15 protein-coding genes are annotated in these 18,748 nt (G+C 54.6%); 9 read left to right on the top strand and 6 right to left on the bottom strand.

Translation table 11 applies throughout. The features are described 5' to 3' along the window. The first annotated feature begins 46 nt into the window (after positions 1–46). The 7 genes from JXQ78_RS16380 to JXQ78_RS16350 all read left to right on the top strand — a co-directional run bounded on the left by JXQ78_RS16380 (position 47) and on the right by JXQ78_RS16350 (position 7,845). Positions 47–1,342, top strand: coding sequence for a sialidase family protein (locus JXQ78_RS16380; RefSeq protein ID WP_407934059.1), 1,296 nt, complete (start codon positions 47–49; stop codon positions 1,340–1,342). A 37-nt stretch (positions 1,343–1,379) separates the two neighbouring features. After that, on the top strand, positions 1,380–2,510 hold the full coding sequence (locus tag JXQ78_RS16375; RefSeq protein ID WP_330632908.1) for an ABC transporter ATP-binding protein: 1,131 nt from the start codon (positions 1,380–1,382) through the stop codon (positions 2,508–2,510). A gap of 28 nt (positions 2,511–2,538) precedes the next feature. Then, positions 2,539–3,876, top strand: coding sequence for an extracellular solute-binding protein (locus tag JXQ78_RS16370; RefSeq protein ID WP_330632907.1), 1,338 nt, complete (start codon positions 2,539–2,541; stop codon positions 3,874–3,876). Between the two features lie 13 nt (positions 3,877–3,889). Continuing rightward, positions 3,890–4,780 (top strand): carbohydrate ABC transporter permease, encoded by an 891-nt coding sequence (locus JXQ78_RS16365; protein WP_330632906.1) that lies wholly within the window; start codon positions 3,890–3,892, stop codon positions 4,778–4,780. Beyond that, positions 4,777–5,631: a carbohydrate ABC transporter permease gene (locus JXQ78_RS16360; protein ID WP_330632905.1), complete on the top strand. Its 855-nt coding sequence runs from the start codon at positions 4,777–4,779 to the stop codon at positions 5,629–5,631. The genes JXQ78_RS16365 and JXQ78_RS16360 overlap by 4 nt, the downstream gene beginning before the upstream one ends. Continuing rightward, positions 5,628–6,215, top strand: a complete 588-nt coding sequence (locus JXQ78_RS16355; RefSeq protein WP_330632904.1) for a hypothetical protein — start codon at positions 5,628–5,630, stop codon at positions 6,213–6,215. Before JXQ78_RS16360 ends, JXQ78_RS16355 begins: the two co-directional genes overlap by 4 nt. Positions 6,216–6,318: 103 nt before the next feature. Then, on the top strand, positions 6,319–7,845 hold the full coding sequence (locus JXQ78_RS16350) for a family 43 glycosylhydrolase (protein ID WP_330632903.1): 1,527 nt from the start codon (positions 6,319–6,321) through the stop codon (positions 7,843–7,845). A 315-nt stretch (positions 7,846–8,160) separates the two neighbouring features. Here JXQ78_RS16350 and JXQ78_RS16345 read toward each other — a convergent pair whose 3' ends face one another. After that, positions 8,161–8,757: a dihydrofolate reductase family protein gene (locus tag JXQ78_RS16345; protein ID WP_330632902.1), complete on the bottom strand. Its 597-nt coding sequence runs from the start codon at positions 8,755–8,757 to the stop codon at positions 8,161–8,163. Between the two features lie 174 nt (positions 8,758–8,931). Continuing rightward, complete coding sequence (locus JXQ78_RS16340; RefSeq protein WP_330632901.1) at positions 8,932–9,366, bottom strand: alpha/beta hydrolase; 435 nt, start codon at positions 9,364–9,366, stop codon at positions 8,932–8,934. A gap of 591 nt (positions 9,367–9,957) precedes the next feature. Between JXQ78_RS16340 and JXQ78_RS16335 the strand changes: the two genes are divergently transcribed. Then, the gene (locus JXQ78_RS16335) at positions 9,958–10,473 is read left to right on the top strand and encodes a methyltransferase family protein (protein ID WP_330632900.1); all 516 of its coding nucleotides are present in this window, start codon (positions 9,958–9,960) and stop codon (positions 10,471–10,473) included. A gap of 222 nt (positions 10,474–10,695) precedes the next feature. Then, the gene (locus JXQ78_RS16330) at positions 10,696–11,886 is read left to right on the top strand and encodes a HEAT repeat domain-containing protein (RefSeq protein WP_330632899.1); all 1,191 of its coding nucleotides are present in this window, start codon (positions 10,696–10,698) and stop codon (positions 11,884–11,886) included. Positions 11,887–12,136: 250 nt separating this feature from the next. Here JXQ78_RS16330 and JXQ78_RS16325 read toward each other — a convergent pair whose 3' ends face one another. The 4 genes from JXQ78_RS16325 to JXQ78_RS16310 all read right to left on the bottom strand — a co-directional run bounded on the left by JXQ78_RS16325 (position 12,137) and on the right by JXQ78_RS16310 (position 18,519). Next, positions 12,137–12,361 (bottom strand): hypothetical protein, encoded by a 225-nt coding sequence (locus tag JXQ78_RS16325; protein ID WP_330632898.1) that lies wholly within the window; start codon positions 12,359–12,361, stop codon positions 12,137–12,139. A 306-nt stretch (positions 12,362–12,667) separates the two neighbouring features. Further along, complete coding sequence (locus tag JXQ78_RS16320) at positions 12,668–15,547, bottom strand: UvrD-helicase domain-containing protein (RefSeq protein WP_330632897.1); 2,880 nt, start codon at positions 15,545–15,547, stop codon at positions 12,668–12,670. After that, a complete protein-coding gene (locus tag JXQ78_RS16315) occupies positions 15,540–18,122 on the bottom strand; it encodes a PD-(D/E)XK nuclease family protein (protein WP_330632896.1) in 2,583 nt (860 codons plus the stop codon). The genes JXQ78_RS16320 and JXQ78_RS16315 overlap by 8 nt, the downstream gene beginning before the upstream one ends. After that, complete coding sequence (locus tag JXQ78_RS16310) at positions 18,064–18,519, bottom strand: hypothetical protein (protein ID WP_330632895.1); 456 nt, start codon at positions 18,517–18,519, stop codon at positions 18,064–18,066. The genes JXQ78_RS16315 and JXQ78_RS16310 overlap by 59 nt, the downstream gene beginning before the upstream one ends. Between the last annotated feature and the right edge of the window lie 229 nt (positions 18,520–18,748).

The raw sequence follows: 18,748 nt of genomic DNA, 5'->3' as shown, positions 1-18,748 counted from the left end.
ATATATGAAGAAAATTTAATAATCAATCAATTGCCAGTACGGACGTATGTTTGACGATGGCCAACGGTCATTGAGGCACAGAGTAACAACCGCCCGACGAGGATTTCTCCGTGGTGTCGGTGCTGTGACGGCTGGACTAGCAAGTTCAGTTATTGCAGACAGGGCCCAGGGAAAACGTTCCACCACGGGTCGTTCTCTGTACACACCACCGGCAACGACGCCGAAACCGGGCGCAATGTATCCACGTGTGACGCGACTCTCCCGCGATAGCTCCGGTAGCCCGGTGTTGCTCGCCACGTTCGAGCATTACCGATCCACCATGGCAGAGCACGCCGAGAAGCCGTATTTTCCGGTGTATCGCAGCAAAAACGGTGGCCGAACGTGGAGGAAAGTCTCCGAAATCCACGACACCGAGACGAACTGGGGACTGCGCTACCAGCCGACGCTCTTTGAGCTTCCGCGTGCGACCGGTCCATGGGAAGCTGGCACAGTGCTGGCGGCCGGCAATCTCGTCCCGGATGATCTTTCGGGAACGCAGATCGTGCTATACGCCAGCGAGGATCATGGTCGAACGTGGAAGTACGTCAGTACCGTCGCAACGGGTGGGCGTGCCGTTCCGACGGACGGTGCTGATCCTGTCTGGGAGCCAGAACTCGAACTCGACGCTGACGGGAATCTGGTCTGCTATTTCTCAGACGAACGGCACAAAGACCAGGGATACGACCAGCTGTTGACACACAAACGCTCGCTGGACGGTGGGCTGACGTGGGAATCACAGACGTTCGATGTAGCAATGGCTGACGGTGTGCCTGGTCGGCGTCCTGGAATGCCAGTTGTACAACGGCTTCCGACCGGAACGTACGTGATGACCTACGAAATCGTTCGGCACAGACACGGTGCGGTGTACATCAGAACCTCGCCCGATGGACTCGACTGGGGTGATCCAACGGCAATGGGAACGCCAGTCACAACGCCAGACGGTCGATATCTGGCCAACGGCCCATACGTTACCTGGACGCCCCGCGGCAGTGATGGTGGAACCCTGCTGGTGTCGGGGAAAACCCTGCGCAATCCCGACGGCACACAGGCACCTGGTAGTGGGTCGACGATGCTGGCTGCGTCTTCCCCGACTGATGACTGGGCGACGGTGCAATCACCACTGCGTTACGACGATGAAATCGAGACGGGTGATCTCTATGTGGGCTGGACGTCGCCGCTCGTTGTGCTCAACAATCACGTCCTGGAGATGACCTCAACGTATCTTCCAGAACAAGATCTCTGTGAAATCCGCTATGCGAAACGGCCGCTCACCCAGCATGGGAGTGAACAGACACCATGGTAAGCTATATGTCTATTGAGAATTTTGTTGGAGGACAGGCATGAGCCGAATCGTACTCGATAGCGTCAGCAAGACGTACGACGAGGAAACGACAGCCGTCGAGTCGTTCGATCTGGAGATTCAGGACGGCGAGTTCATCACGATCGTGGGTCCATCAGGATCAGGCAAATCCACTGTGCTCCGAATGATCGCCGGGCTCGAAACCATTACTGGGGGTGCGATCCACATTGGTGGCCAGCGCGTCAACGACGTGCAACCACAGGATCGAGACATTGCGATGGTGTTTCAAAACTACGCGCTTTATCCACACATGACCGTCGAGCAGAACCTCTCTTACGGGTTGAAGCTCACGTCTGATCTGGATCCAGAGACGATCGATGAGCGCGTCACCGAGGCCGTCGAGATGTTGGGTATCGAGGATCAGCTGTCCAAAAAACCCAGCCAGCTCTCCGGTGGTCAACAACAGCGCGTCGCGACTGGTCGTGCAATCGTTCGCGATCCCGCCGCGTTTTTAATGGACGAACCGCTGTCGAATCTCGACGCAAAGCTTCGAACGACGATGCGAACCGAACTCCAGCGCCTCCAGGAAGAACTTGAGACGACGACGGTCTACGTTACCCACGACCAGGAAGAGGCGATGACGATGTCCGATCGCGTCGTGGTGATCAACGAGGGGTCGATCCAGCAGGTTGGCACGCCGCGGGAGGTGTTTGCCCAGCCGACAAACCGGTTCGTCGGTGAATTCATCGGCAGCCCGTCGATGAACTTTTTCGACGTAACCGTTTCCGGAACCACGCTTTCGGGCGACGACATCAGCGTTTCCGTTTCGAAATCCCTCGCCGACCAGCTGGAGGACGCCCAGATACAGAGTGGCGATCTCGGCATTCGTCCGGAGCACATGCGGTTTGCGACCGTGGATGATCGGAATGCGATCAGTGCGGTGCTCGATGTGCAAGAGCCGGTCGGTGATGACAACTACCTGTATCTCCGCAGCGGCGAGACCGAGTTCACCATGCGTGTGCTGGGATCGGTCGACCACGCAGAAGGTGATACGATCACCGTCACATTCGACGAATCGGACATCCATCTGTTCGATCGAACAACCGGGAGGAATCTCCTGGTCGGTGAATCGGCACCGACAGACACCGAAACCAACGCAAAGACACCATGAGAACCGTTGTAGACACACGAGCAAACCAATGACAGCAATAGATCCACCAGTACCGGGTGTCGACCGTCACCGACTCTCCAGGCGAGCGTTTCTTGGGAGTGCAACCGTGGCGGGTACCATGGGACTGTCTGGTTGTGGCTCGCTTACGGGTGTACTCGGCAATCAAAATGCCACTGCCACGACCACGGTTCAGTTCTGGACGCTGTTCAGCGGCGGCGACGGTGCGGCGATGAAATCGATCGTCGAACGATTCAACGACGAACAACCCCTTGGAGACGTTCGCATTGAGCGCCAGCGCATTCCCTGGAACGAATACTACACCAAGCTGTACACTGCGCTCGTTGCAGACACAGGACCCGATATCGCCATCATGCACCAGGCGCTAATGGGCCGATTTCAGGCGATGCTGGATCCGTTCGACGACTTTCTCGGTAGTGATACGCGCTCACACTACGTCCCAACCCTGTACGATCGGATGACCGTCGACGATCAACAGCTTGCGCTGCCGCTTGATGCTCATCCGATCGGCATCTATTACAACCGGTCACTGTTCGAATCGGCCGGTCTCGATCCGGACGCGCCACCAACGGATTTTGAATCGTTCAGGGCGGCCTGTGACGCGATCGTCTCGGAGACCGATGCTCATGCGTTCGCGTCCGCACTCGATCCCATCGGAATGATGCGAACGTTCATTGCCGTTCTCAATCAACGAGGAGGGAGTCTGCTGAGTGATGATCGAAACTCCGTCGCGTTCGACGGCGACGCTGGGCTGGCGACAGCGCAGTTGTTCGCCGATATTACCGGCAATTACGGCTGGGACGTTCCGAATGCGGATAACCAGCGCGCTCGCGTTGCATTCAGAGACAACAATCTCGCTATGATCGTCAACGGATCGTGGTACGCGGCGGTGTGTGAATCGATCGACGGGTTTGATTGGGGCGCATTCAAACCGTTTATCGCACCCGACAAACAACGCGACGTGACCGAATCGGGCAGCCACGCCATCGTGTTGCCCCGCAATCCGACACGCTCCGAAGAGACCACGCGGACGGCCGTGGCCACAGCCGAGTGGATCACGCAGAAAAACCCCATCTGGGGAACTACCGCTGGCCATTTACCCGCTGCTACGGACGCGTTGAACTCTAATGCACTCCGTGACTCGCCGCTCTGGCCGAAGTCGATATCGATATTCTCGGAGATGGCAAATGATGATCAGTTTGCGTATCTTCCACGCGCACCCTTCAACGTCAACGAAGGCTCGACGTGGGATTTCCTCGGCGATATCTACGCCCACACGGTGTCACCGAAAGCGGGCATTTCACGCGGCGCAGAGACCGTCCAGGGGGTGATCGACGATGTCAAGTAAGGAGCTATCCGCTATGGTACCCTCAATCGATGCGCTGAATCGGCGCGAGACGATCGATGGTGTGTTGTTTGCGCTGCCGTATTTATTGTTCTTCTGTCTGTTCTTGTTGTATCCGTTGCTTGAAGGGCTGTACATGAGCCTCTTCGAGTGGAACCCACTCGTCCCGGCGAACTCGACGTTCGTTGGGCTGTCAAACTACACCAGAATGGTCCAGGATCCGGCGTTCTGGAACGCACTGATGAACACGATCTATTTCGTCGTGTTGACGGTTCCACTGATGGTCATATTGAGTCTTGCGCTCGCACTGGGGGTCAATCGCGAAGTGCTCGGCCGTCGCTATCTTCGGACGATCTATTTCAGTCCCTACATTCTCACGGTCTCGATCGTTGGCATCGTCTGGTCGCTCTTTCTGACGACCGAATTCGGCCCGATGAACTACGTCCTCGGATTCGTGATGGAACAGCCACCGAACTGGCTCGGCGATCCACTGCTAGCCATGCCAGTGCTTGCGTTCGTCACCAACTGGTGGCTGCTGGGATTCAACTTCGTCATTTTGCTTGCGGCCCGACAGAACGTTCCAGAACGGCTCTACGAGGCCGCACGACTCGACGGCGCGGGTACCTGGCGGAGTTTTTGTGACGTGACGCTCCCACAGATGCGCAATGCGATTGCGTTTGTCGTGATTATCCAGTTTATTCAGCAGTTTCAGGTGTTTGGCCAGCCGTACGTGATGACTGACGGAGGTCCCAACAACACCACCACGACGCTGGTGTTCTATCTCTACGACGCGGCATTTAGCCAACAGCAGTTCGGTTATGCGGCTGCTGTCGGCTATTTGCTGTTTGCGATTCTGGTGGCAGTGTCGTATGTGAACTACCGGTACATTGGGGGTGATGGCACATGAGCGAATCGTTGCTCAATTCTAGTCGGTTCGACACTGACCGACTCCAACGGTATGCGATCCACGCCGGGCTGTACGGCGTCGCAATACTCTTCGTGCTACCGTATATCTACATGGTGTCGCTGTCGGTACAACCGACAGAGTTCGCGATCAGTTCGGTTCCCCACCTCATTCCACCTGCGTTCACGCTCTCTCACTATTCGGATTTGCTCACCGACTCATTGATCGTTCAGTGGGTGATCAACACGTTCATCGTCGCGACCGTCGCGACGATACTCGTTCTGGTCGTCGATTCGATGATTGCGTTTTCGCTCACACGACTGCGCTGGCCAGGCCAGTCGATCCTGTTGAGCATCATCGTCGCCAGCTTCATGGTGCCGTTTTACGTGAATCTGGTTCCGCTGTTCACGCTGGTGGCCGATCTCGGTCTCGTGAGCGATCTGCTTGGGGTGATTCTGCCAGCGGTCGCCAATCCACTCGGTGTGTTCTTGCTCTATCAGTTCTTCAGGGACATCCCCGAGGAGTACGACGAGGCCGCCCGCATCGACGGGTTTTCGACGTTTCAGATCTACAGTCGAATCATCCTCCCGATCTCGAAACCGATTCTCTCGGCGCTCGCGATTTTCGTCTTCGTGTTCAACTGGAATCAGTTCATCTGGCCGGTCGTGGTGCTCCAGGATCAGGCCACGTTCACGCTTCCGCTGGGGCTGGTCGTGCTTCGTGATACGTTCACGTTCCAGCCGGGGCTCACGATGGCCTCCGGAGTGATCGCCGGGTTGCCGCTGTTCGTACTGTTTCTCCTGTTGCAGGATCGCATCATTCAGGCGGTACAGTTCCAGGGGACGACGGGATGACGACCGCGTTCTATCGGACTGGACGGTTCGTTTATCACAACAGCCTCGAGCTCGTCGTGGTGAGCGTCTGCTGGGCCGTCGGATCGATGTTTCTCCTGACAGCCGGGCCGGCCACCCTCTGTGCGTATGCAGTCATTCGATCGTTACGAGATGAGCCGATCGACCGTTCGCTCGTGACGGTTCTTCGTGAGCATGGCATCGCTGCGGCCCTGATCGGAATCCTCCCGATCTGCGTGGGACTGATCACGGTTGGCTACGCGCGGCTGTTTGTGGCCACTGGCTCGATGGTATCTCTGAGTCTCACGATCGCCGGCGTGTATCTTTTTTCGTTTCTCTGTCTCGTCGTCGCGACAACGCTTGCAGGATTCGTTGCGGGCGCTCCAGTCCAGGAGGCACTCAAAAATGGCTACTGGTGGACGATTCGACATCCTACGCGGGCTGTTATGCTTCTCCTCGTCTCTGCGGTCGTACTCCTCGGTGGTGTCGTGTCGATTGTCGGTCTCGTGGTGATCGTTCCTGCGATCGTCTTTAGCTTTCACGCCGAACTGGTCTGGTCCGGCCGGTCGACCACCCCAACGGGCTGACCGAAAGCCTCGGTTGCCGATCTCCTTACCGCCGCCACGCTTATTGGTTGCTATTGGAAAGATTATTTATGGAAATATATATTTACGATACTAATCAATACGTATGGGAATGTCACACGAACAGTCTGACAGTCTGATCAGTCGTCGAACACTATTGCAAACCATTGGTGCAGGATCGATTGCTGCGGTTGGAGCGAGCGTTTCTGTTGGTGCAGCCGCTGCGTCCACGCAGTATCACAATCCGGTCGGGCCAATCGGATTCGGTGATGTGTCGATCATTTCGGCTGATGGAACGTACTACGCGTATGGGACCGAAACACCCCTGGACATCATTCCGATCGCCGAATCGTCGGATATGTCCACCTGGACGTATATCGCGCCAGCGCTGGAGTCGTATCCGTCGTGGCGCAGCGACGGTGCCGGCGTGTGGGCACCAGACATCAACTACTACAACGGTCAGTACTACCTCTACTACTCCTACTCGAAGTGGGGGAGCACGGAGAACCCTGGCATCGGGCTTGCGATTGCGGACACACCGGGCGGCCCGTTCGTCGATCAGGGACCGGTGTTTCGCGAGGCAGATCTCGGAATGACCAATGCGATCGATTCGGAGTTTCTCGTGGTTGCTGGCACGCCGTATCTGATCTGGGGAAGCTGGTATGGCATCTACGGCGTTCAGCTCACCGATGATGGAACGGAGTATGTCCCTGGAACGACCTTCCACCTCGCGGGCGATAAGCGCGAGGGGCCGATGATCGTCCGAGAGAACGGCTACTACTATCTGTTTTACTCCACCGGCCACTGTTGTGATGGCTACGACAGCACGTACGAGATTGAGGTTGGTCGCGCCGAGACGCTTGAAGGACCCTACTACAATCAGGCGGGTCACGATCTCCGCTCGCTCAACCAGCATCACAGCGGTGTTGCGGTTCTCACCGGCGACGAGTACTTCACGGGTCCGGGACACAACGATGCGTATCGCGATCCGGACGGCAACTGGTGGCTCTACTACCACGTTGAGGCGACGGCCGACGACGAAACGCGGTATATGATGCTCGACCGAATCCAGTGGGATGAAGACGGTTGGCCAATCGTTGCGTGTACCGGCACGCCCAGCACCCGGAGTCCCGTCCCTCTCGCCGACACGTACGACTGTGGAGCTGTTCTCCATCACGGTGACCCGGGAGCTTCGGGTCCAATCGAGGAGGGCACCTATCGAATTGAGAATGTCAACAGCGGACTCGTGGTGACGGTCGGTGCCGGAATCACCACCGATGGGGCCAATATCGTGCAGCGTCCCGCTGCTGGTGGCACACACCAGCACTGGATGGTCGAATACGTGGATGGAACTGTCCAGTTGCGGAACGTTCGGAGTGAAACGCCGATGGTGGTTGCTGGCGGTGGGACAGGCGAGTACGCAAACGTTCAACTGGGCTCGGCAACCGCTGGCGCTAGCCGCCACTGGTCGGTCGAACCGGTCGCAGACGAGCAGTATCGAATCACCAATACACACACCGAACTCGCACTGACCGTCCAGAACGATGCGGACACCGACTGGATGAATCTGATTCAGCGGACGTACGACGAACGACCGGGACAGCACTGGGAGTTCACTATCGTTGGAGACTGAAGGAAAGATAGACTCTATCGAGCAAAGTTCCCATTCTTTTGATATTTTCTAGAACGTAATTAGGAACATCGACACCGATTTGGGGATCGGTTCACAAAAAATCCATCGATATTGGTTCATCATTATTCACTGTTTTATCCATCTCTGAGGTGAAAAGATAATAACTAATTCTGTCGTGTGAGTTGCTGGACCGAGGATCTTTTCACCAGTTGCTTTGCTAGTGTGTCCTTGCTGCGTGATGTCTTCAACCACCATATTGACATTCTCGTCGACGGATTCGATTAGGCAGCCATTTTCGTCGGGTTCGAGTGATGGTCAGGTGTCTCTCTCCGTCGGTTGGTAGGTTAAAATGACGATCTCTTCTCCGATCGTCTTCGTGTCCACGAGTTGTAGCGTCGTTGTATCGTTTGTTTCTCCAAAGAGGCGCTTTCCGCTTCCCAGGACAATGGGGAACGTCATGAGTCGATACTCGTCAATGAGGTCGTGTTCCGTCAGCGTGTGGACGAGCTGTGCGCTGCCGTAGACGAGGATGTCACCGTCTACCTCTCGTTTCAGCTCCGGGATCTCATCTGGGACGGATTCCTCAATCAACGTCGAGTTGTTCCATTCAACATCTTCGAGGCTCCGGGAGACGACGTACTTTGGAATCTTGTTTAGTTTCGACGCCATCGGGTCATTGCTGTCGGCGGTGGGCCAGTACGCAGCGAAAATGTCGTACGTCTTTCGACCGAGCAAGAGCGCGTCGCTTTCGGCCACCTCAGAGAGCTTGAACTCCTCAAATTCGGGCCCATGCTCGAACTGGAAGCTCCACCCGCCGTGTTCGAATCCGCCACTCCGGTCCTCATCGGGACCCCCTGGGGCTTGTACGACGCCGTCTAGCGACATGAACTCGGATACGATTATGTTTCCCATGCGATGATCACCACGAGCCAGGAGCTATTCAGCTATTTGCCTGTGAACCCATACGCAATCAAGTGAAGCGCTATCCTAATTTCTAACGACCGACGGTGGAGGATGTCCTACCACTACCCTGTCCGGTATTGTTCAGTTGCCAGGGTAGTCAACGTGATTCAGCTGTTTCTACCGCTATGAACGCTCTTTTTCCAGTCGTTCGATGTCATGAGCAACGACAGACAGGTCGCTGTTGAACTGGTGTCCACCACTTTCGATAACGTGAGTAGTAGCCTGCGGCAGTAGTTCTTCGTACTGCGATCGGTGTACTACTGACACAATTTCATCATCTCTGCAGTGGTAAACGAACACTGGTAGCTCAGTAGGAAACGTCGATTCGACGGTGGCTTCGAGCATGTACTCATCAACGTCCCACCCCGCAGCGCCCCAGTAGGGCGGCGCAAGCAAAAACAGTCCCAGAACGGACTGTTCGACCACCGTTTTGGAAAGATACTTCACCAGGAGGGAAGCTCCCGGCGAGTGCCCGACAAGGATCACCTTCTCATCTGAAGCAGCGAGCTCGGTTTCGAGCTGCTCGTACCATTTTTCTGTTTGGAAGCCCTCGGGCATTTTCGGATACCGTATCTCGTATTTTGCTTCCAGGAAATCTCTCAGAGTGACTCGGAGTGGTTGATGGTCCTCGTATCCTCCTGCGCCGTGTATGAACAACCTGATGTTGCATGGTTGCACGTGACACGGATATTTGTTCATCCAGTCGATGAAGTAAATGGCTGATCGAAGTAAATGGATATGGCCTCTCCTGTGCTATCCTTTCCTGTTGTCCTCCAAGCGGTGTTATGCTTTCTATAGCGGTCGTGGAATCACTATTGTTATGCAATTGAATATAACTAATTCTGAATATACAGCTATGATCTTCCTCGAATGTGGGCTACTGCCAATTACGAACGCACCCGGTACACTGCGTTCGAAATCACACTTGGGCGCAGTCAGTTCTCGGAATCGACTTCCAATGGACAGTATAAACTACGACTATTGGATCTTCACTGGAACTCTTCGGTAACTGTCGTGCTGTTCGATCGAGGATTGATCAACCAAGCAAACTGCAACGAACACTTTCGAAGGATGATATAAGAACAAATTTCCTTGAGACATCCATAGACCTTTCAAGAATGAATTATTAATCAAATTATAAGGGAATAAATGAAGGTCGATAACAATAATAGAGACGATTCGGCAGAATCGAACGCTGATCCTCCATTAGAACAGGCGTTTCTCGCTCCCACACCGGTGATTCACTTTGGCATACTGGTTTTGAGCATTATTCTCGCAGTATTGATCCCAATACAACTGTTCTCGCGTGGAGTTGCGAACATTCTCGGAATTGGGATCTTTGGTAGTGGCATCATCATGATGCGGTGGTTTTTTCAGACGATGCGACGCAATGGTGCTCCTGTGGCGTACAGGGCGGAGGAATCAAAATTAGTCACGGACGGACCGTTTCAGTACAGTCGCAACCCCATGTATCTCGCCATCGTGCTGTTTCACGCAGGGCTTGCCTGTCTCGTAAACGCACTCGGATTTGCTCTGGTCCTTCCCGTCCACATCCTGGTAATGCAGTATGGGGTGATCAGACACGAAGAGCGACATCTCGAACGTGTCTTCGGCGAGCAATATCGTACGTACAAAACACAGGTTCACCGCTGGATCGGTCTCTAGACATTGCAGGCACTCATTCATAGTCTGATCGATAATTCGATTATCCAGGTTGACTCCCATACATCACGATGGCAACCTTCCGGCAGAGGACGATCTCGATCTGCCTGCAGATTACAGAACATCGCAAGTGGACAATAACACAAAGCACCTACAGTTTCGCGCAATACAAAATATATGGTGGTCTTTCGGTGTCGGAACTGTACTGTACCGGTGAGTCGACCAGTGGCAGATCTAGCCGATGAAACGTTACTCCACCGTCATCCTGACCCGAGACAACCGTCGCACGGGGGGTCCGGTGAACCGGATTACGTTCCGGAAGGCTTCTTCGAGGCACACCCTGATGAGAGTCCTATCACGGATGCTGCTGGGTGGCCACTGCTCAACCCAAAGGACCTGGTTAAAACGACCCTGAACCAGGATATCCTCCGTGGCTGTTGTGGTCCCGATGGACAGCAGGGGCCCAATACGGACTGTCGAAACGGCCATACAGTCGGCATAGAGATGGGTGATTGCTATACGGTCCACTGTGTCGCACTCGATCCTGCAGCGGTGATCGCAACTGAGACTGAAGCGGTGGTCACAGAGGGGATCGATGAGAAAACACCCTCTGACTGGCTTTCGATAGCAGAAAACGGATCGGTTTCTGACCGTCGACGGGCTATTGTCTTGCTCGGTATTCACGACATTCGTGAGGCCATTCCAATGCTATCGGAGATCATCTTGAATGGCCCTCAGTCGCTATGTGGGGCTGGAACGCAAGCGTTGTATCGACTCCCGAGCGTTGATGCAGTTCCAGCGCTCGAATCGGCACTTCATGAGTCAGATCCATCGATTCGCGAGCGCGGGGCAAAAGCCCTTGGCGAGATCGAACACCGTCAAGCAGTTGAACCACTTCTGGAGCGACTGATCATCGAATCGGACCCATCCGTCTGCCACGAGATCAAACGGAGCATCTACGACGGGGCGACATTCGAACAGCTACAGAACGCTTTCCAGGCCGCAGAAACCGTTCCTGGACAGAAAGCGATCCTGTGGCTCTTCGAAGTCGTCCGTGGGGACGAAGTCGTGGACACACTTGTAGATATTACTACTGATCCAGCAATCGAACCATCGGTTCGCAAAAAGGCGGTCTGGCAGCTCACGGTGATCGCGTCGAATGACGACGACAGCCCGCTCCTCTCTGCAACTGAATACAATCGACTGCTCTTCGATATGATTGAAGCTATCGAGCATACCGCGGTCAAAATCAAGTGCCTGGAAACCCTTTCACATCGAGAAATACGCACGGAGCAACTTCAGAGCCGACGTGATGATCTATTTCGAACCCTTCGGGATGATCTGTCGGTTGATTCTGACGTTCGATCGACTGCGCAGGGATACTTCGAGCAGGAATCTGATCACTACTCCCAGTGACTCCTCATTGGTGATCGTATCCATCTGTTCGTGTACTCTGAACGCAACGGTCAAGCGCAATCAGTACATTGCTATGATGTTTGATGAATTGTAACGATTTCCAGGTACCATCCACTAGGGTAGTTGACTGAAGATTTGTCTTACCAAAGAATCATGGTGGGTTGGTGCGATAACTTTGGTAAGATACCGTATTCGCTAGCTCTTGAGTCGCTTCCAAAATATATCACTGAAGCAATCTATTCGTGTCATATCAGGCGAGATCGCTTGTCTCTGGTTCGTCGAGATGGTCGTTCTCGCCCAACCGCCAGGCGCGGTCCTTGTGGTCCTCAACAGTCCGTGCAACATTCGTCGCGTCGTTTTCTCCGCGGATTTTCGATTTGAGAGCAGTGAAAGCCGATTTGCAGATCGTTTCCATCTCGCTGTTGGCCCGTCGGTACTCGTCTTCCTCCTCTTTGTCCCCCGCTGTGTAGCCCATGACTCCTGCATCTCGAAAGTACTCGAAAATCTATCGATTTCTCGTTGTCTTCATCGAAGTAGAACCAATCATCCTTCATCGTGACGCCAGCAGCTCGTTGCTACTGGTATCATAGAACCCCGTCTATATCTCTACCTTATCGCCAGAACCACTTAAAGGAGACTACGAGTACAAACTCACCCGTTCGCCCATCCTCTCCTCTAGGTTCTGTGTGCTAACTCAGATCCAACGCTTGCCTGATCACAGGTGTCGGTGACAGAAACGACCGCACCATTTCATCTCTGAAGTTGATCAGGGTGATGGCGACTACTGAACTGTTGGCGCAAACTCCACGTCAGAAACACTCCTCACGAGATCGGCCAGCTCATCCAGTGTGAGGGGATCGATCTCCTCGCGAACTCCATCAACGGTGTAGAAGATCGACGCCGAAATCTCACGCTCAGGATATAGCTCACAGAGCACGTGATAGTAAACACTGAGCTGTTTTCGATACTCGGATGTTGCGTGTCGAGAACGGTCGGTCTTGTAATCAACAACTTCGACGCTCTCAGACTGTACATGAACGAGATCAATGATTCCAGAGATCATCACACGAGTTCCGTCGATTTCGAGCGGGAGATAGGCATCCTCCTCGACGAGCAGGTCACCGGATAGCCCGTCGAGAAACGACAGTACGCGCTGTTTGTCGTTCCAGCCGGAGGCGTCACGTTCCAGGGTGACTTTTTCTCCCCGCGCGTACGCCTCTGCGAAGTCGTGAACATCAGTACCGAACACTTTCCCCATCCCATCGTCGACATTCTCGAAGACGGCATCACACATTAGTGAATGCGGCGAGTGTTCCACTGGTCCCTCCGATGTCGGCACCGTAATCAGCAACTCAGTCTGTTCGGTGTCGTCGACTGATTCTGTGTCGGGGGCCGTCTCCCACGCTTCGATCTCGACTGGGAGTTCTTCGAGGAACGTGTTTGGATCCTCCCCTGCCGAGAAAATCACGTGGCTCTCTGCGCGCGTAATCGCCACATAGAGCAGTCGGCGCTCTTCGTCGTACTCTTGAGGGAGACACCGGCGAAGCACATCAGTCCGCCAGTCATCGTACACATGGGGGAGGCCATCAACCTCGGCGTAGCAGTGTTGCTGTCGGAGTCCAACCGGCTCCTGAAACGTGATCGTTCCACTCTCCCCACCTGATGGCGGGAATCGTCCACTGTTCATATTCGCAAGCACGACAATTGGATGCTCTAAGCCCTTCGCTGCGTGAATTGTCTGGACTGTCACCGAGTTCGTCCCGGCATTTGTGTGGACATCGTGTGTACTCCCGGCTTCGATGCCGCGCTCAATGAACCGGATCAGATCTCCCCGCGTCAGCGTCGTCGTCTGGTGTACTGACTGAATCGTGTGGAGAACAACGTCGGCTGTAGCGTCGTCGTATCCATACCGCGAGAAGACACGCTCTGCGATTCCACCGAGCGTCTCCAGCTCTGTCAGCTTTTCGTGGAACGAACGCATGTTCTTGGGATATTCTTCGGTTTCCAGGATATGCTTGCTCTCATCGAGCGTGTATCCTGCCCTTTCGAGGACGACGGCCCAGCCCCGTTCGGCGTTGGATTCGAGAATGCGGAGCCACGCAAGCAGAAGCTTTGCCTGTGGCGTGCGGAACAGTTCGATCCCACCCTCGTACGCCATTGGGAGTCCATACTCTTTGGCGGTCTGTAACAGCTCTCGGCCGAACGCTCGCGTTCGCGTGAGAATCGCGACATCTTGATACTCTGGCGTTCGGAGCGTCCCATCACCGGCCATGACCTGATATGCGTCGTTGCCAACGATCTCCTGAATCTTTGCGACTACCGACTCGTGTTCTTCCGTGCCTGCGATCGCTTCGATCGTGGTGCTTTCGTCCTCGGCGTTCGCTGTGAGCGAGACGATTCGATCCTGTACGGCTGATACATCGACATCGTCCCGGCTCGCCGCCGGAACGAGCAACCCATGCTCGGAGAAATCGAGGATCTCCTGGGTAGAGCGATAGTTCTCGACGAGCTCGACGGTGTGAATCGGTCGCGTGTTGAACGTCACACGGTCGTAGTCTGCGTTGAGTTCGGCGACAAACTGGTCGAGTCGCTTCTCGAAGGCGGTGATGTTCTCGACTTCAGCGTACTGAAAGCTGTAGATACTCTGTTTCCAGTCACCAACGACACAGAGGTTGTTCGTCTCAGCGAGAAGGAGTGTCAACTTGAACTGGATCTCGCTGGAGTCCTGGAACTCATCAACCATCACGTAGTCGAACGCAATGGATTCACGAAGGGCGTGGTCTTCACAGAGCAGGACGAACGCCAACAGCTGGAGGAACCCAAAGTTCAGATAGTTCCGACTCAGAGCAAACTCCAGATACTCGTAGTAGATGTCGTGGACGAATGCTTTGAGGCTCTCGCGGTCGTCGTTGAACACCTTTCGTGCGACGCCGTCGGGGACGCTCTTCGTTCCCTGTCCACGAATCTCGACCTTCTCGGGGGCATCCGGCAGATAGCACTTATTTCTTCCGTAGTGACCGAGCTTCGCGCGAAGCCGCGATTGCTTACTCCCACCGTTTCGTGGCTCGTTTATCTCGTCGAACAACGATTTGAACGCCTCGAAATCACCTTCGAGATGCCGTTCGCCGCTCCGATACCAGTCGTCAGCTGTCGGGAATACGCCCTTCGAGGCGAGTTGCGAGATGAGACCGAGCAGTTCGGTCGGATCTGAGATAATGCGGAAGTAATCATCGTACTCGGGATGGTCGTCACTGAACCGGTCGATGAATTCCCCGAACAGTGCTTGTTCGACGAGATCGTCCTCCACAATGTGTGTCGAGTCTGTGATACAGTCGTCAATCCCGAGGTACGTCGGGGCGTCATAGCCATGTTCTTGAAGGAGATCGTGACATAGCGAATGAAACGTCTTGATCGGTGCGTCTGCGAGATCCCTCATTCCGTACTCGCAGTGGCCGACGATGCGGTCTTTCATCTCGCTCGCAGCATTGTTCGTGAACGTCACCAGCAGGACATCTTCAGGGGCGACTTCGTCTGTATCGACAATGTTCGCATAGCGGCGTGTGATTGTAAACGTCTTTCCTGTGCCCGCGCCGGCGTCGACGAGGTACAGTCCTTCTGTGCTATCGATGAGGTTCTGCTGTTGGGGATTGGGTTCAGTCATGATCTAGGAGGAGGTCGCGGTTGTCCACTCGACGATAGTTCGGCTCCCCGGTGAGGCCGGTAATGGGGAAGCGTTCTTCGCCAGCGCGTCGATGATTCAGTTCTGCCATGCGCTCGGTGACGAACGTCTCGAAGGCATCGAGATCGCCTTCGAAGTAGTTGCGGCTGCGGACTCGTGCCAGCTGTCGGAGTACCTGTTTGCAGCCCGTGATTACATACTTATACTCGCCAACACACTCCTGGAGATGGGTTTCCATTGTTTTTCTGAACTCGGAGTCAATGAGCTCATCTTTGTTGCGTGTCGCTGGTAGTGGAGCCCTCTCGAACACACCCTGATACTCAGCGTACTCGATCTGCGAGAGCGTCTTCTGACATTTTTTCGCTCCATCGTCGCGGAGCGTTTCGAACATCGTCCGCGACTGGGCGTACTCCTCGAACGTGGTTGGATGATACTCGATCGTCGTCAGCGTCTCGTCTACGTCTGTCTCACCAGCGACGACATCGTCGAGGGTCTCGAGGAAGTGAAAGAACGTGAACTGCAACTGCTCGCCCGGGCGCTGGCTACGCCGGTGGGAAAGATAGAGGAGTGCCTGGAAGTTCGGCGTGTCACTCGGCGGATCGAGCGCTGAGCTTTTGACGACCTGGGATGCCCGTTTTTGGCTTCCGCTCTTATAATCGAGAAGGTGGGTCGGACCGTGTACGAGATCGATCTTGCCCTTTAGCCCGAGTGCTTCGTTCTCGAACCAGCGCTCGGTGAACGGCGAATCGACCGCTTTGTCAAAATGGTCTGCGAAGAAGTTCTGCTCCCATCCGCTGGTCGGGGTGAGCAGATCGTCACCTTCTGGCGGACGCGCATTGAGCAGCTCGATGATTGTTTCGAGCCCAATTCGGTATCTGGTACGACGCGTTGGCCGATCGACACGCCGAACGAATGGCGCTGTCTCATCGAGCATCACATCGACGAGCTCACCGATGGGCTCATCATCGATCAGGTCGGGATGGTTGACGTAGAATTCGGCGAAATCGTGGAAGAGATTCCCCTCCTTGAAGTAATCCGTATCTGGGCTGTCGAGGAGCCGACTGAAGAGATAATCACGGGGGCTGTTGACGTACGTACTCAGACTGGACTGACTGATGGTATCGATCTGGATTGGCGAAACGTCGAGCGATTCTTTCTCGAATCCCGTCTGGGTCGCACGCAATGTCCGTCCGTGAGACACTGTGTCGAGATCACTGAAGCGTTCGAAGTCGACCTCAAGGAGGTCTTCGAAGTAGAGACACGGCGTAGCGGGTGCCCCCCCGACCGTGTCCTGAACGAGATAATACTGTTCGATGCCGTTCTGCAGGAGGAGCTGAAACTGCGACCGATTCCGTGCGAATTCGCTGTCGCGGTCGACCCATGGGCGAGGAGGTGGCGTGTGTGTCCATGCTTCGTCGAGGCCCAGGTAAAATACAATCGGGCGATCGACGTAGGCTGCTGACTTTGCGTCGGCCAGAAGCACCCCCTCGTGTTCGCGCTCAATCGGGACGTCGTACGTCTGGAGGTAGAATTCGAGTCGGTCAGTTCCCTGTCGGGTGACGGTGTCGGTGGCAATCCCAAGCGCCTTGAGCTCGTCCCGGAACGCATCCAGAGAAATCCCAGCCTGTCGTTCGTACGCAGTAAGTGCGCCAGCAAAGGTAGTGTCAGCAATCTCTGCACTGAATTCCTGAAACCACGTGAGGCTGTCGGTGTCGACGTTTTGTAGCCGCTTTTCGTCATGTTCGATATCGACAGCGATCCCGAGGCGAGAAAAGACGGAACGTATTGCTTTCACACGTGTTTCTGTCCCGCGAGTGGCAGCGCGAAGAAATTGAACGAAGCCACGATGGTGCTGTTCGTCAGCGAACTCTGGTCCACCGATAAACGGAATATCGGCGGCTTCGAGTTCGCTTTCGACGAGCGTTGCGTATTCGCTGTCGCGATCTACGATGACTGCAACGTCTTCTGCGTAGTCAGCACAGACGTTGTTGAGCACAGCGTCAACGATGGCTGTACTCGAGTTGAAGATGTGAAATGGCGGTCGATCGAATGTGTCGTCAGTGAATGGATCGATCCTGTCGTACTGTGTGGGAAGAATCGATCGTTCAAGGGTTGTGAGCTGGTCGTCTCCGATGACAGCGACGTCTTTGTCGTCGCCAATCTGGTATTCATCAAGTCGTCGGGAGGTCGTGTCGAGCGTCGAGAGCTGTTCGACAGTGATCTCTGTTGTGTAGCCGGCGTACGCGTCGTAGTCAAGTATGGCCTCAACACGACCTTCGTGCTCCCAACATTGGAGCGTGTTGCCGATCGCGTAGGCAGCTCGTTTCCATTCGAGATCCGTTGTCGTCACGATCTCGAGAAAGGCGCTTCGGTCCTCAACACGCACACGACGGCCCGCTGCCAGTCGTCGTGGCGTAATGGCAAATGTACCGAGATGAGCATGATCGAGCCGTCGGTTTAACCCACTGGCAAGTGGTGCATCAGGAACAATGACGAGATCATAGGCACGGACCTCGTCGTAGAGCAAATTGAGCGATTTTGCCTGCGTAATTGGCATGGCAACAATACACTGGCCAATAATCCATATAGGTGTCGTTGGGGAGCTCTTTGGATTTGTCCGTTCCTAAATTGTAGCTTTTTCTTGAGGGATTGGTGTGGGTTGCAGTGGTTGAATAAGAATTAACCCATCCGAGTATTGTCCCCGTTGTTGCCTTCCGTTCGTATTCATCGATACGTTGCTTGATGCGTTCTCGCTCTGACTGAGAATACTCCTCTAAATTGTTCACCTGGTGCTGTATCTCGCTTTGGCGGCGCTCTAAAAGCTCATCCCGAATCGTTGCAATGCGTTGATTTATAGAGTAGTCGGATACCGATCGCAGTTGCTCTTCGCTTTGAAACAGCGTGCGAACCTGTTCTGTATTTGACGCACCGTTAATTGAGCCTCCCTTTACCACACGCCGACCAAGACGCTGCTGGGAATTGCCGTGAGCTGCATCAACGAATACTGGTAGCATCTCGTGAGAGCTTGCCAGACAACGGTGGAAGGAAGGAGTCACCGTCGAATATAAGAGTCATACGCTAGCAGACTAAACCGATCCACTTTATTTCGTCTACTGCAGGACGACATCGGCACGTCTCTGGTTATAGAACGTGCAAGTCGAAATCCTACAGGTTTGATGGAAA

Source organism: Halocatena halophila (genome assembly GCA_027563145.1).
GTDB classification, from domain to species: domain Archaea; phylum Halobacteriota; class Halobacteria; order Halobacteriales; family Haloarculaceae; genus Halocatena; species Halocatena halophila.
Note: the sequence above shows the minus strand (reverse complement) of the source record. Positions and strands in the feature narration are given on the sequence as shown.

Bases quoted from the DNA above. Each gene is read 5' to 3' on its own strand.
- JXQ78_RS16380 (WP_407934059.1), top strand. From the start codon at position 47: ATGTTTGACGATGGCCAACGGTCATTGAGGCACAGAGTAACAACCGCC.
- JXQ78_RS16375 (WP_330632908.1), top strand. From the start codon at position 1,380: ATGAGCCGAATCGTACTCGATAGCGTCAGCAAGACGTACGACGAGGAA.
- JXQ78_RS16370 (WP_330632907.1), top strand. From the start codon at position 2,539: ATGACAGCAATAGATCCACCAGTACCGGGTGTCGACCGTCACCGACTC.
- JXQ78_RS16365 (WP_330632906.1), top strand. From the start codon at position 3,890: ATGGTACCCTCAATCGATGCGCTGAATCGGCGCGAGACGATCGATGGT.
- JXQ78_RS16360 (WP_330632905.1), top strand. From the start codon at position 4,777: ATGAGCGAATCGTTGCTCAATTCTAGTCGGTTCGACACTGACCGACTC.
- JXQ78_RS16355 (WP_330632904.1), top strand. From the start codon at position 5,628: ATGACGACCGCGTTCTATCGGACTGGACGGTTCGTTTATCACAACAGC.
- JXQ78_RS16350 (WP_330632903.1), top strand. From the start codon at position 6,319: ATGGGAATGTCACACGAACAGTCTGACAGTCTGATCAGTCGTCGAACA.
- JXQ78_RS16345 (WP_330632902.1), bottom strand. From the start codon at position 8,757: ATGGGAAACATAATCGTATCCGAGTTCATGTCGCTAGACGGCGTCGTA.
- JXQ78_RS16340 (WP_330632901.1), bottom strand. From the start codon at position 9,366: ATGCCCGAGGGCTTCCAAACAGAAAAATGGTACGAGCAGCTCGAAACC.
- JXQ78_RS16335 (WP_330632900.1), top strand. From the start codon at position 9,958: ATGAAGGTCGATAACAATAATAGAGACGATTCGGCAGAATCGAACGCT.
- JXQ78_RS16325 (WP_330632898.1), bottom strand. From the start codon at position 12,361: ATGGGCTACACAGCGGGGGACAAAGAGGAGGAAGACGAGTACCGACGG.
- JXQ78_RS16320 (WP_330632897.1), bottom strand. From the start codon at position 15,547: ATGACTGAACCCAATCCCCAACAGCAGAACCTCATCGATAGCACAGAA.
- JXQ78_RS16315 (WP_330632896.1), bottom strand. From the start codon at position 18,122: ATGCCAATTACGCAGGCAAAATCGCTCAATTTGCTCTACGACGAGGTC.